The sequence below is a fragment of the Phytobacter ursingii genome, from assembly GCF_001022135.1.
Taxonomy (GTDB): domain Bacteria; phylum Pseudomonadota; class Gammaproteobacteria; order Enterobacterales; family Enterobacteriaceae; genus Phytobacter; species Phytobacter ursingii.
Window position 1 is genome coordinate 3,082,846 of the sequence record NZ_CP011602.1, and the last position, 15,718, is coordinate 3,098,563.

General features: G+C 57.0%; 14 protein-coding genes. 6 read left to right on the top strand and 8 right to left on the bottom strand.

Annotated elements, in window-relative coordinates; genetic code table 11:
- Positions 1–129 precede the first annotated feature (129 nt).
- The gene (mtnA, locus tag AB182_RS18075; RefSeq protein ID WP_047371314.1) at positions 130–1,149 is read right to left on the bottom strand and encodes an S-methyl-5-thioribose-1-phosphate isomerase; all 1,020 of its coding nucleotides are present in this window, start codon (positions 1,147–1,149) and stop codon (positions 130–132) included.
- A 106-nt stretch (positions 1,150–1,255) separates the two neighbouring features.
- On the opposite strand from mtnA, the gene mtnK reads away from it, so the two are divergent.
- Positions 1,256–2,455 carry an S-methyl-5-thioribose kinase gene (gene mtnK / locus AB182_RS18080; RefSeq protein WP_047371315.1) on the top strand — a complete coding sequence of 400 codons (1,200 nt, stop codon included), beginning with the start codon at positions 1,256–1,258 and terminating at the stop codon, positions 2,453–2,455.
- Positions 2,456–2,905: 450 nt separating this feature from the next.
- On the opposite strand, the gene AB182_RS18085 is transcribed toward mtnK, so the two are convergent.
- The 4 genes from AB182_RS18085 to AB182_RS18100 all read right to left on the bottom strand — a co-directional run bounded on the left by AB182_RS18085 (position 2,906) and on the right by AB182_RS18100 (position 7,879).
- Complete coding sequence (locus AB182_RS18085) at positions 2,906–4,150, bottom strand: LVIVD repeat-containing protein (RefSeq protein ID WP_047371316.1); 1,245 nt, start codon at positions 4,148–4,150, stop codon at positions 2,906–2,908.
- 151 nt (positions 4,151–4,301) lie between these two features.
- Complete coding sequence (locus AB182_RS18090) at positions 4,302–5,366, bottom strand: sugar ABC transporter substrate-binding protein (protein ID WP_047371317.1); 1,065 nt, start codon at positions 5,364–5,366, stop codon at positions 4,302–4,304.
- An 18-nt stretch (positions 5,367–5,384) separates the two neighbouring features.
- Positions 5,385–6,380 carry an ABC transporter permease gene (locus AB182_RS18095; RefSeq protein WP_047371318.1) on the bottom strand — a complete coding sequence of 332 codons (996 nt, stop codon included), beginning with the start codon at positions 6,378–6,380 and terminating at the stop codon, positions 5,385–5,387.
- Positions 6,377–7,879 carry a sugar ABC transporter ATP-binding protein gene (locus AB182_RS18100; protein ID WP_047371319.1) on the bottom strand — a complete coding sequence of 501 codons (1,503 nt, stop codon included), beginning with the start codon at positions 7,877–7,879 and terminating at the stop codon, positions 6,377–6,379. Before AB182_RS18100 ends, AB182_RS18095 begins: the two co-directional genes overlap by 4 nt.
- Before the next feature lie 160 nt (positions 7,880–8,039).
- On the opposite strand from AB182_RS18100, the gene AB182_RS18105 reads away from it, so the two are divergent.
- Complete coding sequence (locus AB182_RS18105) at positions 8,040–9,128, top strand: oxidoreductase (protein WP_047371320.1); 1,089 nt, start codon at positions 8,040–8,042, stop codon at positions 9,126–9,128.
- Position 9,129: 1 nt separating this feature from the next.
- Here the strand turns inward: AB182_RS18105 and AB182_RS18110 are convergent, their stop codons facing one another.
- Positions 9,130–9,717: a TetR/AcrR family transcriptional regulator gene (locus AB182_RS18110; RefSeq protein WP_052958963.1), complete on the bottom strand. Its 588-nt coding sequence runs from the start codon at positions 9,715–9,717 to the stop codon at positions 9,130–9,132.
- A gap of 113 nt (positions 9,718–9,830) precedes the next feature.
- Between AB182_RS18110 and AB182_RS18115 the strand changes: the two genes are divergently transcribed.
- Complete coding sequence (locus AB182_RS18115) at positions 9,831–10,574, top strand: SDR family NAD(P)-dependent oxidoreductase (RefSeq protein ID WP_047371322.1); 744 nt, start codon at positions 9,831–9,833, stop codon at positions 10,572–10,574.
- 115 nt (positions 10,575–10,689) lie between these two features.
- Here the strand turns inward: AB182_RS18115 and AB182_RS18120 are convergent, their stop codons facing one another.
- Together AB182_RS18120 and cstA are read right to left on the bottom strand one after the other, a co-directional pair.
- Positions 10,690–10,887: a YbdD/YjiX family protein gene (locus AB182_RS18120; protein ID WP_041852181.1), complete on the bottom strand. Its 198-nt coding sequence runs from the start codon at positions 10,885–10,887 to the stop codon at positions 10,690–10,692.
- A 99-nt stretch (positions 10,888–10,986) separates the two neighbouring features.
- Positions 10,987–13,092 carry a pyruvate/proton symporter CstA gene (gene cstA / locus AB182_RS18125; RefSeq protein ID WP_047371323.1) on the bottom strand — a complete coding sequence of 702 codons (2,106 nt, stop codon included), beginning with the start codon at positions 13,090–13,092 and terminating at the stop codon, positions 10,987–10,989.
- Positions 13,093–13,381: 289 nt separating this feature from the next.
- On the opposite strand from cstA, the gene AB182_RS18130 reads away from it, so the two are divergent.
- From AB182_RS18130 to AB182_RS18140, 3 genes are read left to right on the top strand one after another with little or no spacing between them, the layout of a single operon-like run.
- A complete protein-coding gene (locus AB182_RS18130; protein ID WP_047371324.1) occupies positions 13,382–14,098 on the top strand; it encodes a nucleoside recognition domain-containing protein in 717 nt (238 codons plus the stop codon).
- Positions 14,098–14,562 carry a YjiG family protein gene (locus tag AB182_RS18135; RefSeq protein WP_047371325.1) on the top strand — a complete coding sequence of 155 codons (465 nt, stop codon included), beginning with the start codon at positions 14,098–14,100 and terminating at the stop codon, positions 14,560–14,562. The genes AB182_RS18130 and AB182_RS18135 overlap by 1 nt, the downstream gene beginning before the upstream one ends.
- A gap of 13 nt (positions 14,563–14,575) precedes the next feature.
- Positions 14,576–15,688, top strand: coding sequence for a M20 family metallopeptidase (locus tag AB182_RS18140; protein ID WP_047371326.1), 1,113 nt, complete (start codon positions 14,576–14,578; stop codon positions 15,686–15,688).
- Positions 15,689–15,718 lie beyond the last annotated feature (30 nt).

Genomic DNA, 15,718 nt, shown 5'->3' on the forward strand with positions numbered 1-15,718 from the left:
GTCAGACGCGGTGAACAACAAACATCCCGGCTGGCGCTGCGCTGAGCCGGGCTACGTTTTCGGACGGTAGCCCGCATCAGGTGTTTACGCCGCCATCCGGGAGAACGCGGATGAAGGTCAAAGACCGCCTCAGCGGGCAAAAAACCCGCCACTCACCTGCTCCGGTGTCACCACGCCGCTATCCAGTACCCAGCCGCTAATAAGCGATGCCGGCGTCACGTCAAAGGCCGGGTTATAGACCTGCGCATTTTCTGGCGCCCACTGCACCGCGCCAAAGCTCCCGGCTACGCCCGTCACCTCCGCAGCCGCACGCTGTTCAATAGGAATCGCCTCCCCGTTCGGGCAGTTCGGGTCAAGCGTGGTTTGCGGCGCTGCAACATAAAACGGAATGCCGTGGAATTTCGCCAGTACGGCCAGAGAATAGGTGCCGATTTTATTCGCCACATCGCCATTCGCCGCAATACGATCCGCGCCCACCCAAATCGCATCTACCTGCCCTTTGGCCATCAGGCTGGCGGCCATGGAATCGGTAATCAGCTGATAAGGCACGCCCAGTTCGCCCAGCTCCCATGCCGTCAAGCGTCCGCCCTGCAACAATGGACGCGTCTCATCCACCCAGACATTCGTCACCTTGCCCTGCTGGTGAGCCAGCGCAATAACACCCAGCGCGGTGCCGACACCGGCCGTCGCCAGCCCACCGGTGTTACAGTGCGTTAACAAGCGGCTGCCCGGTTTGACCAGCGTGCTGCCTGCCTGCGCGATACTGTCGCACAACGCTTTGTCTTCTTCGATCAGACGCAGGGCCTCTGCCAGCAGCGCCGATACGTAATCTTCTTGCGCCAGCGCCAGCTTCATTCGGTCGAGGTTATTCATCAGGTTGACTGCCGTCGGGCGCGAGGCGCGCAGCGTCTCCAGCGACCGCGCCAGCGTGTCGCGGTCTTCGCCATTCTCAGCGAGCAAGGCCAGCAGCAGGCTGGCAGACAGGCCAATCAACGGCGCACCCCGCACGCGCAACGCATGAATGTGTTCCACCAGCAAAGGCACCGAATCCGCTGGCAGCCAGCGCTTTTCCTGTGGCAGCGCCTGTTGGTCAAGAATAAAGAGTTGATTATCAATAACCCGCAGGCTGGTGGTCTGTAATGTCTGCATAGCGTTAAATCCCTGTTGCGTTGTTGTATCGTATTGTGTCAGGATGAAATCCAGATGTATAGACGTCTGAATGGCTTTATTAGCATAAGAACATGAGGAACTGGCAATGTCGCAATACCGTACCTTCAACGCCCGGGATGCTGTGGCGTATGCACAACAATTTGGTGGTCTGGACGCGCCGTCCGAACTGGTTGAAGCGCAGGAGGTCGGCGACGGTAACCTGAACCTGGTGTTTAAGGTTTTTGATACTCAGGGCATCAGCCGTATTATCGTTAAACAGGCGCTGCCCTACGTGCGTTGCGTTGGGGAGTCCTGGCCGCTGACGCTCGATCGCGCGCGTCTGGAAGCACAAACCCTGGTGGAACACTATAAATATGCCCCGCAGCACACGGTCAATATTCTGCATTACGATCCGGAGCTGGCGGTGATGGTGATGGAGGATCTCTCTGATCACCGAATCTGGCGCAGTGAGCTGATTAAAAACCGTTACTACCCGCAGGCAGCACGCCAGCTGGGTGAGTATCTGGCGCAAACGTTATTTCATACCAGCGATTTTTATCTGCATCCGCACGCGAAAAAAGCCCAGGTCGCGCAGTTTATTAATCCGGAAATGTGCGAGATCACCGAAGATCTGTTCTTTAACGATCCCTATCAGATTCATGAACGTAATAACTACCCGGCGGCGCTGGAAGCCGACGTTGATGCCCTGCGTCAGGACACCCAATTAAAGCTTGCGGTCGCCTCTCTCAAGCACAGCTTCTTCTCTCATGCCGAAGCGCTGCTGCACGGCGATATTCACAGCGGGTCGATTTTCGTCGCCGAAGGCAGCCTGAAAGCCATTGACGCCGAGTTCGGCTACTTTGGCCCGATGGGCTTTGATATCGGTACAGCCATGGGTAACTTGCTGCTTAACTACTGCGGCCTGCCGGGCCATCTTGGCATTCGCGACGCGGCGGCGGCGCGTGAGCAGCGTCTGATTGATATTCAGGAGCTGTGGTCAACGTTTGCCGAACGTTTCCAGACTCTCGCCCGTGAAAAGACCCGCGATGCCGCCCTGAGCATACCGGGCTATGCGTCTGAGTTTCTCAAAAAAGTATGGACGGATGCAGTCGGCTTCTGCGGTACTGAGTTGATTCGCCGCAGCGTAGGCTTGTCGCATGTCGCGGATATCGACACCATCGCCGATGAAGAGATGCGCCATGAATGCCTGCGTCATGCCATTGCGCTCGGCAAGGTGCTGATTGTGATCGCTCCGCGCATTGACAGCGTCGATGAGCTGATTGCCCGGGTGCGTCAGTATAGTTAAGTGCGGTCTGGTGCCCTCACCCTCAAGGTGGAGGGAGTCCCAGTTATGTTACGTTTTACAGCGATAACACCGCGTCATGAGAAAAAAACAGTCACCGCGATGACAGGGTCCGGCTGAAAATCGATGAGGCGTTGGCGGCTGACCGGGGCCGCCCGCAGGGAAGCGGGCGGAGGGGATAGCCTACAAGGATGTAGGCTGGTCCCCGACCCGATAGTCAGACGACATAAGGCGAATGGACCGCGAAGCGGCGATTTTCCTGGCCGGGAGCCCGGGTCGCCAGGGTGGTGGCGGTGAACCCCCCTGGCACGTTCACGGGTTCTGGCGTGACAGAAAAGCAAGGAACATAAGGTGAACGGAATGACCACAAGAGCCGCATGTTCCCCTCACCCTGACCCTCTCCCCAGAGGGGCGAGGGGACGTGGCGTGCTCGCATTTATTTGTGAGGAACCCTCACCCCAGATACTCAATCACCGACAATCCGCCGTTGTAATCTGTGCTGTAAATAATCCCCTGCGCATCCACAAACACATCGCAGGACTGAATCACCTGGGGGCGGCCCGGGCGCGTATCCATCATTTTCGCCGGTGCGGCAGGCACCAGCGCGCCGGTTTCCACCGGACGATACGGATTGGAAATATCATAGGCACGCACACCGGCGTTCTGATAAGTGGCAAAAATCAGCGTCGAGCTGATAAAGCTCCCCGGACGGTTTTCGTGCAGGTTATGCGGCCCGAAGTGCGCCCCTTTCGCCACGTAGTCAATCTCATCCGGCTGCGGGAAAGTGGCAATACTGACCGGGTTTGACGGCTCGCGAATATCAAACAGCCAAATCAGCTTCTCACCGTCTTCCTGGTTATCCAGCACCGCTTCATCCAGCACCACCAGCAGGTCACGATCCGGCAACGGCAGCGCGGTATGGGTGCCGCCGCCAAACGGCGGGCTCCAGTTACGGTGGCTAATCAGCTTCGGTTGGGTGCGGTCTTTCACATCCAGCAGAGTTAAACCACCATCGCGCCAACTGCCATAGGCGGTATCGCCCGCAATAATCGCGTGGTGCAGCGCATACCGTTTCCCCGCTTCCCAGTCCGGCGTTTCGCCAGCCGCCTGGTTCATCCCCGGCAGCCACCAGCGCCCCGCCACTTCAGGATTACGGGGATCGGCCAGATCGATAGTCAGGAAAATGTAATCGGTAAAACCGTCAATCAGCGCGGAGACATAGGCCCAGCGGCCACCGACATACCAGATGCGGTGAATGCCGATGCCGCTCAGTGACAGGAAGCTGATTTCACGCGGTTTGTCCGGTACGGAGATATCAAAAATGCGCAGCCCGGCGCTCCAGCCTTTATCCAGCACGTCACTGACCGTCTCACCCACCGGGCGGGTGTAATAGACTTTTTCATCAGCAAAGCGGGCATCAGCGAAGAGGTCGCGGGCGTTGATCACCAGCAGGAGGTCGTCATGCGCCTGCAAATGCACGTTCCAGGTACCGGGAGGCCCCGGAACATAACCTGCGGGTTTAGGGTTTTTGGGGTCACGCACGTCGACGATGGAGAAGCCCTGGGAGACCATGTGGCCGATGTACGCAAAGCCACGGTGCACCATCAGTTGTACGCCGTCCGGGCGTCCGCCCTGGTCGCTATGACCAATCAGCCGCATATTGCGACTGTATTCCGGGCGTGGAAGTTCAGTTGCCATGGATGTTCCTTTTTAAGCAGGGGTGCGGTGTGTTGCCCTCACCCCGACCCTCTCCCACAGGGAGAGGGAGAAAAACGTGTTCGCACCTCCCCAGAGGAGAGGGAAAAAAGCGAGCCGCCCTCCCACCAGGGGAGAGCGAGAAAAGCATCCGTTACTTGTTTTTAGCTTCCAGCGTCGCGAACCAAGGGGCGATAAAATCTTCGGTCTGGCCCCAGCCTGGGATGATTTTCGCCAGTGACGCCACGTTCACCGCACCCGGCTGGGCCGCCAGCAGCGCCTGCGGAATAGCAGCCGCTTTAAAGTCGTAGGTCGCAGGTGTCTGTTCGCCAGCAATCTTGTTGGCAACCAGACGCACGTTAGTCGCGCCAATCAGCTTCGGATCCACCGCCACGCTCACTTTCCATGGGCTGTTGGACTCGCGCATCAGTTGCAAATCCTGGTTAGACACGTCGATGCTATAGAGTTTGATCTCCGTACGACCGTTCTCTTTCAGCGCTTTGTAAGCCCCCTGGCTAAAGGCATCCCAGGTGCCCCAGATAGCGTCAATCTGCCCTTTCGGGTATTTCGCCAGCACTGCGCCCACTTTGTTGGCGGTATCGCCCTGCACGTCGGAAGAAACCGCACCGATGGACTCCAGCTCTTTAATGCCCGGATACTCTTTCAGCAGCTCAGTATAAGCCGCCTGGCGACGCTCCATCGGCGGGAAACCGGCAACCCACAGTTTGATGATGTTGGCTTTGCCGTTGAAATCTTTTGCCAGTGCGCCAAAGGAGAGTTTGGTCAGTGAGGCGTCATCCTGCTGGGTAACGGTTACGCCCGGAATTTCACCGTTCACGGCGGTATCGAACACCGACACTTTGATCCCGGCATCGACCGCTTTTTTAATCAGCGCAGTCGAGTACGGGTCACGCCCCTGAGAAAGAATAATGCCATCATATTTTTGGGTAATAGCCTGGTTCACAAAATCCTGAAACTTAGCGTCATCGCCATTACTCAGGAATGTACTGATTTTAAACCCGAGTTTTTTGCCCTCCTGCAACGCGCCGGAAACAAACTGGGTGGTGTTGTCATCGGATCCGAGGTTACGAATCAGCGCGATGCGAATCGGGCCACTGTGATTAGCAATGGCGTCCGGAACCGGTGCAGGTGTTGCCGCATAGCCCGGCAGCGCGCTCAGTAATCCCAGCGTCAGTAAAGAGAGTGCTATCTTTTTCATCTGTTATCCCCTGAATAATTAACGACGCTGGAAGTAAGTCAACGCAAGGGCACCGGCCAGCACCAGCCCCTTAATAATGTCCATGGCGTAATACGGAACGGAGAGCATCACCAGTCCGTTGGAGAGCACGCCGAGAATCACTGCCCCCACCAGCGTACCGAGCGCATTCGGCTTACCGGAACCCGCCAGCGAGAACCCAATCCACGCCGCCGCGACCGCATCCATGAGGTAGCCGCCGCCCGCGTTCACCTGCGAAGAGCCGATGCGCGAGGCCAGCAAAATGCCACCTAACCCCGCCAACAAAGAAGCAATGACATAGGCCGCCACTTTGTAGCGAGTGGTACGAATACCGGATAAGCGCGCGGCTTCCGGGTTACCGCCAATGGCGTACATACGGCGACCATGGGTAGTCAGCGACAAACCAAGCTGCGCCACGACCGTGACCACCAGCATAATAATGACGATAGTCGGCACCTGGCCCAGCAGGCTGAAGGCGGCAGGGATGGTCCCTTCGGCCATATCACCGCTCGGCAACACCATGTTTTCGGTGATCGAGCCGCCGTAGCTGTAGGTCATCGCCACACCCTGAATCACAAACAGGCTGCCGAGGGTCGCCAGCATGTCCGGAATACGCAACACCACAATCAGGAAAGCGTTAAACAGCCCCACCAGCGTACACAGCGCCAGTGTTACCAGAATCGCTTCGGTGGTGCCAAAGCCATGCCAGACAAACAGTGAAATGACCAGCGCGTTCGCCAGTGAAGCGGTTGACCCGACGGAGAGATCAAAACCGCCGATGGTCAGCGAAATGGATACGCCAACCCCAATCACCGTAACGATGGCGATGGAACGTAAAATGTTGATGATGTTGAACGGGTCGAGGAAGTTATCCGAAGCCAGGCCAAAGATGACCACCAGCGCGACGACCGTCAGCAGCATGCCCCATTTATAAAGAAAATCGAAAAACTGCTGACGGGATGACACCGCAGCCTTAACTGAAAGGGCTTTGCTCACGCTGCCGTTCCTCCGGTGGAAAAATAAAGTAACGTCTCTTCGCGGGCCTCCTCGCCCTTCACTTCTGCGACAATGCGCCCGTCCCAGAGCACACAAATGCGGTCGCACAGGCCTACCAGTTCGGAAAACTCCCCGGAGGCATAAATCACGCCTTTCCCTTCCCGCGCCAGCCCGTCAATCAACTGGAACAGATCGGTTTTGGCTTTCACGTCGACCCCTTTGGTCGGCTCGTCAAAAATCACCACGTTGGCGTTACCGCGCAGCCATTTGCCAATCGCCACTTTCTGCTGGTTACCGCCGGAAAGACGGCGCAAAGTTTGCCCCGGCCCGGTTGTGCGCACGCCGACGCGGGCAATCACCTCCTGCGCCCAGCGCCAGGCCTTGCGATGACCGAACAGGCTCCAGCGAGAGAACGAGTTGTCCGCGCTGACCGACAGATTCATGGCGATAGGCTCTTCAATGAAGATGCCCTCTTTGCGCCGCTCTTCCGGCACCAGCGCCAGCCCGCGAATCACGGAATCCGCCGGATCACGGGGTCGCCACGGCTGGTTGTTAAGTTCGCCGCGTGTCACTTTACTTTTGCTCGCGCCAAACAGCGCCTTGCACAGTTCGGTTTTTCCCGCCCCGGCAAGACCGGCGATGCCCAGAATTTCCCCTTTGCGCAGGCGCAGAGAGATGTCTTTTAGCAATTGCTCGTCATGCAGGCCATCGATGCTCAACAGAACCTCATCGCTGTGCGGCGGGCGCTTAGGCGGGTAGATGTCGCTCAGTTCATGGCCGAGCATCTTCTCGACGATTTGCTCGCCGCTGAGTTCCGCCATCGGGCCAGACTCAATTAACTTACCGTCACGCAACACGGTCAGGGTGTCACATATCGCTTTCAGCTCATGAATACGGTGAGAGATAAACACCACGCCGATACCCTGTTGTTGCAGGCGTCGCACCACGGTAAACAGGCGTTCGCTCTCGTGTTGATCGAGGGGAGCGGTGGGTTCATCGAGGATCAAAAAGCGGCAGTGATGCGACAACGCGCGCGCCAGCAGAATTTGCTGTTTCTCCGCCAGCGTGCAGGTATCGATAGAACGGCGCACATCCAGCGACACGTCCAGTTGTGCCAGCGCGTCCTGGGCGAGCTTGCGCATTTCACCCCAGCGCCAGGCGTGCCCCGTTTCCGCCAGTCTGTCGAGCATGATATTTTCCGCAATCGATAAGCCGGGGATCAGCGCCACGTCCACTTCCTGCTGTACCAGGTGAATGCCTAGCTGTTTGGCGTCACGCGGGGTGCGGATGGCAACGGGCTGACGATTAATGACAATTTCGCCCTCGTAATGATCATGAGTGCCGCACAATACCGCCATCAGGGTCGATTTTCCTGCACCGTTAGCGCCCGTAAGCGCATGCACGGAACCGCCACGCAGAGTGAAATCGACATGCGACAATGCGCTAAATCCGCCAAACGCGAGGCTGATAGTGCGCATTTCGAGGTGGTGAGTACTCATCCGACGCGAGTTCCTGATAAATAAGTTTATTTGACGAATTTTTCACAGGCCGCCTTGACTGGCAACGACAGAAAAGGCATAAGATAAAGCAAAATAATATTAGCCATCCGGATGTCCAGACATAACATCGGGTTAGCGATAGCACACAAGGACACAACCCATGAGCAACACTAATATTCGCGTCGTCACTGGCCCGGCTAACTATTTCTCTCACGCAGGAAGCCTTACGCATCTCCATGATTTTTATACGGCAGAGCAACTTTCCCGTGCGGTGTGGATTTACGGCGAACGCGCCATAGAAGGGGCTCGCCCGTTCCTGCCGGAGGGCTTTAACGCACCTGGCGCGAAGCATCTGTTGTTCAAAGGCCATTGCAGCGAGCGCGACGTGGCAGAGCTGGCAGAGCTGGCGGGCGATGATCGTGCGGTGGTGATTGGCGTGGGCGGCGGCGCCCTTCTGGATACAGCCAAAGCGGTGGCGCGTCGTTTAGCTTTGCCTGTCGTTGCCATTCCGACCATTGCAGCGACCTGCGCGGCCTGGACACCGCTCTCCGTCTGGTACAACGACGCCGGTCAGGCGCTGCATTTTGAAATTTTTGACGATGTTAATTTCCTGGTGCTGGTCGAGCCGCAGATCATTCTTAATGCTCCTGCACAATACCTGCTGGCGGGGATCGGCGATACGCTGGCGAAATGGTATGAAGCGGTCGTACTGGCGCCCGAACCGGAAAACCTGCCGCTGACAGTACGTCTGGGAATTAACAACGCGCAGGCGATTCGCGATGTCCTGCTCGCCAGCAGCGAAGAGGCGCTGGCGGATCAGGCGCGTGGCGAAGTCACGCAGACGTTTCGTGACGTGGTGGATGCGATTATCGCCGGTGGCGGCATGGTGGGCGGTCTCGGCGAGCGCTATACCCGCGTTGCCGCAGCACACGCGGTGCATAACGGTCTGACGGTGTTGCCGCAAACGGAGAAATTCCTCCATGGGACGAAAGTGGCCTACGGCATTCTGGTGCAAAGCGCCCTGCTCGGTCAGGATGACGTGCTGGCGCAACTGGTCAATGCGTACCAGCGCTTTAATCTGCCCACCACGCTGGCGGCGCTTGATGTGGACATCAACAACCATGCCGAGCTGGACCGTGTGATTGCCCACACCCTGCGCCCGGTGGAGTCCATTCACTATCTCCCAGGCGAACTAAGCCCGACCACGCTGCGCGCAGCGTTCGAAAAGGTCGAGCATTTTACCCGCTAAGTCAGGCAGGCCATAAAGCCATGGCTGAGCGGGCAATACTCAGCAAAATTTCACGGCTCGCGCCATCGCGGGCCTGAATTGACATCCCCTGCTGAATACTGACATAGAGCCGCGTCAGTGCTTCGACATCCACTGAACCGGGCAGGTCGCCCTGTTTTTGCGCCTGCTCAAGCCGCGTTTTTAACAGCGAGAAACCTGCGGCGCGCATGCGGCGAACCAGTTGTCCGAGCCGGTCGTTGCCTTCACTGCCTACCGCTGAAAGTGTGACCATACAGCCGTGCGGCATATCCGTTTGCGTCAGCATATCCGCAGAACGCTCCAGCCACAGCCACACCGCCTCGCGTGGAGACGGCTCGCTGGTCATATGTCCCCAAATCCTGGGTGCGACGGACTGCTCGTAGTGCAGCAGCACCTCTTCGTATAAATCTTCTTTGCTGCCGAACGCCGCATACAGGCTGGGGGATTTTATGCCCATCGCCTCGTACAAATCATTCATTGACGTGGCGGTATAGCCCTTCTGCCAGAAGATTTTCATCGCCTGGTTCAATGCTTCGGTACGGTCAAACTCGCGTGGTCTTCCCCGGCTCATGGTGGCCTCCAACATTTTGTGCTGATCGGTATATTAATATCATTGACGACTCGTGGGAAGTGCGTTTACTTTAATTATGTATCAATCGACACATAATTAATTCAGGAGTCACCATGTCATCTTCACTTGCTGGTAAACGCGCGCTGGTTACGGGCGCAAGTCGTGGTTTAGGTAAAGCTATCGCCCTGTCATTAGCCCGCGCAGGGGCCGACGTGGCGATAACCTTTGAAAAGTCAGTCGAAAAAGCGCAGGCCGTGGCCGATGAAATCCGCGCCCTGGGCCGTAACGGCGTGGCTATTCAGGCCGACAGCGCCAGTCCGCAGGCTATTCGTGCCGCAGTCGCATCCTCGGTCGAACAACTGGGCGGGCTGGATATTCTGGTCAATAATGCGGGTATCGCCCGGGGTGGGCCGCTGGAAGCGATGTCCGATGAAGACATTGATGCGTTAATCAATGTGAATGTTCGCGGCGTGGTCATCGCAACCCAGGCGGCGCTTGCCTATCTGCCGGACGGCGGGCGCATTATCAACATTGGCAGTTGCCTTGCCAACCATGTCCCGCTGCAAGGGATTGCGGTCTATGCAATGACCAAATCTGCCCTTAACTCCTTAACCCGCGGGCTGGCGCGCGATCTTGGCCCACGCGGTATTACCGTCAATCTGGTGCATCCTGGTCCCACCGACAGCGACATGAACCCGGCGGATGGTGAAAGCGCGGAAACCCAGCGTCAGCTGATTGCGCTTGGGCATTACGGTAAAGCAGAAGATATCGCCGATGCGGTGACTTTCCTGGCAAGCCCGGGGGCAAAACACATCACCGGAACCGGAATTGATGTTGATGGTGGCCTTAACGCCTGAATATCAGGTATACCTCTGCCACCCGGCAGAGGTTGCGCGATATAAAGCGCCTCTTGCCGAACGGGCCGTTATGACAGTAAGCAGGAACAAATAAGCACGGTCTGCCCGGCGAGGGCTAACAGCACTTCGCCCCGCCTTTACCGCCGTAGCGCGCCTCCTGACGTTCGCGGAAAAACTCTTCATAGGTCATCGGCGTCTGATCAGGATGAGTGATACGCATATGCTCAACGTAGTTGTCGTAGTCCGGCACGCCAATCATCATTTTGGCGGCCTGGCCTAAGTATTTGCCTGCTTTAGAAAGGGTGTCGAACATATTTCATCTCTCGTTACCCCTCACCCTAACTCTCTCCCACAGGGAGAGGGAACATTGACACCCTCTCCCTGTGGGAGAGGGCCGGGGTGAGGGCAAAGGTTAATGTGCGCTTTTTGCCTGAGTCACAATCTCATCAAGGTTTGATGGCATGGGCTCATACGGACGCTCTTGTGACGTTGGCTTGTCGATTTTCAGTGATGCCATCGCCGTTTTCACCGAGTAAAACGCCAGCACCACCACCACGACCATAAAGAAAATGGTCAGCCCGGCATCCAGACGGTTGTTAAACACCAGTTGGGAAAGCTGGGACTGGGTGTACTGTGCCGGGATCTTACCACTGTCGATCATCGCCTGGAACTTATTGGCAATCGCCAGGAAACCGACTTTGTTGTCCGGGCTGAACGCTTTCTGCCAGCCTGCGGTCAGGGTACAAATCAGCAGCCATGCCGTGGGTAACAGAGCCACCCATGCGTAGCGCTGACGCTTCATCTTGAAGAGTACGACCGCGCAGAGCATCAGCGCCATTCCCGCCAGCATCTGGTTAGCAATACCGAACAGCGGCCACAGGGTGTTGATACCGCCCAACGGATCGACCACCCCCTGATGGAGGAAATAGCCCCAGGCGAGTACGCAAAGCGCTGTAGCCATCAGGTTTGCAGGTAACGAGTCGGTACGTTTCAGGTTCGGGGAAATGACCCCCAGCAGGTCCTGCAACATAAAGCGCGCCGCACGCGTACCTGCATCCACCGCTGTCAGAATAAACAGCGCTTCAAACAAAATGGCGAAGTGATACCAGAACGACACATCCATCATGCCGCCCAGTGCGCCGTGCAGGATATACGCCATCCCCACCGCCAGCGTTGGTGCACCGCCCGCTCGGGAGATAATCGACTGCTCACCCACTTCTGTAGCGATCTGTTTTAACGTATCCGGGGTGATGCTAAAGCCCCAGCCGCTGACAACCTGAGCGGCGGACGCAACCACATCGGTGGTGCCGGCAGGTGCCAGCACTGCCATCGGGCTGTTCATCGCAAAATAAACGCCCGGATCGATGATACAGGCCGACACCAGCGCCATAATGGCCACGAACGACTCCATCAGCATGCCGCCGTAACCGATAAAGCAGGCCTGGCCTTCGTTCGCCAGCATCTTCGGCGTGGTGCCGGAAGAGATAAGCGCATGGAAACCCGACACCGCGCCACAGGCGATAGTGATAAACAGGAACGGGAACAGGTTACCCGTCCAGACCGGCCCGGTGCCATCCACAAACTTGGTCAGCGCAGGCATGGTCAGCGTCGGGCGCATAATCAGAATGCCGATCGCCAGACCAATGATGGTGCCGATTTTCAGGAAGGTAGAGAGGTAGTCGCGCGGGGCCAGCAGCAGCCAGACCGGCAGTACCGCCGCCACAAAGCCATAGCCCACCAGCATCCAGGTTAACTGTACGCCGGTGAAATCAAAGAATGGCGCCCAGGTCGGGCTTTCCGCCACCCATCCGCCGGAGATAATCGCGAAAATCAGGAAAAACAGGCCGATAACGGAGACTTCGCCAATGCGCCCCGGACGCAGGTAGCGAATATAAATCCCCATGAAAATCGCCAGCGGGATAGTAAAGGCAACGGTGTAAGTTCCCCACGGGCTGTGGGTCAACGCTTTCACCACGATCATCGCCAGCACCGCGAGAATGATCACCATGATCATAAAGGTCGCCACCAGCGCGATAACTCCAGCCGTTGGCCCCATCTCCTCTTTGACCAGTTCACCCAGTGAACGCCCATCACGACGGGTAGAGACGAACAGCACCATAAAGTCCTGTACCGCCCCGGCGAGAACGACCCCAGCGAGGATCCAGATCATCCCCGGCAGATAGCCCATCTGTGCCGCCAGCACCGGCCCCACCAGCGGCCCTGCTCCGGCAATCGCCGCAAAATGGTGACCGAACAGCACTTTTTTATCCGTCGGCACGTAATCCAGTCCGTCGTTGTATTTCACGGCGGGCGTTATACGGCCAGGATCGACGGCCAGCACGTTTTTAGCAATGTATAAACCATAAAAACGGTAGGCAATGAGATAGATACACACTGCCGCGACCACAATCCATAGCGCGTTGATCTGCTCACCGCGGTTAAGCGCGATGTAGCCCAGAGCAAACGCACCGACAACGGAGAGTAATGCCCAAATAAGGTATTTCCCTGAGTTATTCATAGCGATTATCCGTGTGCGAAAGAGGGAGATGTTACATTTTGTTTCTATAACATCACCTCGATTTTAACAACTTAGAAACACAAAAATGTGTGGTCAAACCAGACATTTACTCCACAGTGTTAAGCCGATCACTTTCGTCATGTAACAACCCATGCGCCTCATCCTTTTTGCATCACAGTTTTGCCTTTTTCGTCCTGCGTCTCCCGTCAGGAATGATGTGCATCATTTTTTTTGCCGATCGCCCCGCCAGAATACCCTTGCGTATTCGCGTTTTAACAAGGAAAAGGAAATGAGTTCACCATTAAAGGAAAATAAGGTCGGGCCAGCCGCCTGGTTTGCGCTGGCATTTGCTGCTGTTTTCTTCTCAGGCCTGTTGGGTGGAAAAGAGTGGTATGGGGTGTTTGATTTCACCACGCTCAACGGTGCCTTTGGCAAAGTGGTCAGTAGCGCCAGTCTTGATAACGGTACGCTAACCACCGCCAGCAGCGCCTTTCGCGGCAAAGGTGGCAGCGGCGCGATGGATGGCTTCCTCTTCGCGCTGGGATTGATTCCGGCGGTGATGTTTGCGCTGGGCATGATTAATGTGCTGGAACATTACGGCGCGCTTCGCGCCGCGCGCCAGCTTCTGACGCCGTTACTGCGCCCCCTGCTGGGCCTTCCCGGCACGACCGGACTGGCGATGATTGGCAGCCTGCAAAGTACCGACGTTGGTGCATCGCTTACGCGCAATCTCTCTGACGAAGGGTTAATCAACGAGACGGAAAAAGATGTTTTCGCCATGTTTCAGTTCTCCGCCGGGGCGATGATCACTAACTTCTTCTCCTCTGGCGCCATTCTTTTTACCCTTCTGGCAGTGGATGGCACCGCAGCCGTACCCACCTCCATCGGCGCCTGCATCGCCGTCATGTTCATCATGAAAATCGTCGGCGCGAACATACTGCGTCTGATACTGAGATTCACCGCGAAAAACACCCCTGTAACCCTGTCGGCAAAAGGAGATGCCTGATGAGCGCCCCACAATCTAACCCCGTTATCACCGACGTTTTTGTTGAAGGTGCCCGTAAAGGCTGGGCGATTGCCACCAGCAGCACGCTGCCGAATGTGGTGATGGCCTTTATTATTATTAAAGCGCTGGAGATAACCGGCGCCCTGAAAGGGCTGGGCATGATTTTCGCTCCGCTGATGGGGCTGTTTGGTCTGCCGGGTGAGGCAGCTGCGGTGCTGATTGGCGGCTGGATGTCGATGGGCGGCGGTATCGGCGTGGCCATTGGTCTGTTTGATAAAGGCCTCCTCACCGGCGAGCATCTGGCCATCCTCGCCCCTGCCATCTATCTGATGGGTTCACAGGTGCAATATCTTGGGCGCATCCTTGGCGTTATTGGCACACGTGCTAAACGCATTCCCCTGATGATCGCCCTCTCCGTTGTGAACGCCTTTTTAGCCATGCTGCTGATGCGCATTATTCTCTGAACAGGATGTGACCATGAATCTTGACCATTACACCGAAGAACTGAAATCACTGGTAAACGTCGACTGCGGCACCCAGACGCTGGAAGGGGTCGCCACCGTGGCGGGAATAATGCAAACCCTGTGGCAAAACGAGGGGTGGCATACCGCACAGGTCGATCTGGGCGATAAAGTCGGCCCCGGCCTGTTTGTCTGTAACAAACCCGAAGCCGAACAGTTCGACGTCCTGCTCGTTGGCCATCTGGATACGGTTTTCCCACCCGGCACCGTCGAGAAGCGCCCGCTCTCGGAAGACGAAACCCGTTTTTACGGCCCCGGCGTCTCCGATATGAAGAGCGGTCTTCTGAATATTTTGTGGGCCATGCGCCAACTTGAAGCCGCCGATAAGGCACGTCTTTCCATTGCAGTGGCGATGAATCCGGACGAAGAGACCGGCTCGGTCTGGTCCCATGAATGGATTGGCGAGCTGGCAAAACGTTCGCGCTGTGTGCTGGTGTGCGAAGCAGCGCGCGCGGACGGCTCACTGGTCAAAGCGCGTAAAGGGATGGCGGGTTACCACCTTACCTTCAGCGGCGTGGCCGCTCATGCGGGCAACGATCCGGAAAAAGGGCGTTCGGCGATTACCGCGCTGGCACAAAGTATTATCGCCATCAATGCGTTAACCGACCGGGATCGCGGCACCACACTGAATGTCGGCGTGGTGAATGGTGGCAGCGCGGCCAACGTGGTTGCCGACTGCGCCGTAGCTGAACTGGACGTACGTTTCTGGGAAAACGATGAATATGACCGGATTAATCGTGCGCTGGAAGTCATGTGCAAGCAGGGCTTTGCCGACGGCGTTACCACCACCTTAATCCCCGTCACCCATAAACCGGCAATGGCGGCAAGCGAGGCGACACGACACTTAATGCAGCAGGTTGAAGCCGCAGGGAAAGCGGAAGGGATTGCCATTACCTGGCAGGCCGTCGGCGGCGGCAGCGATGCCAACCATACGGCGGCGCTTGGTATCCCGACACTTGATGGTTTAGGGCCGATTGGCGCGGGCTTCCACAGCCCGGCGGAATGGCTGGATAAAGCCTCGATTGAACCGAGGATCCGTCTACTCAAGCGGATCGTTTCCATGCTGTAATCCTGCATCCCTCCCCTTTGCCGGGGGAGG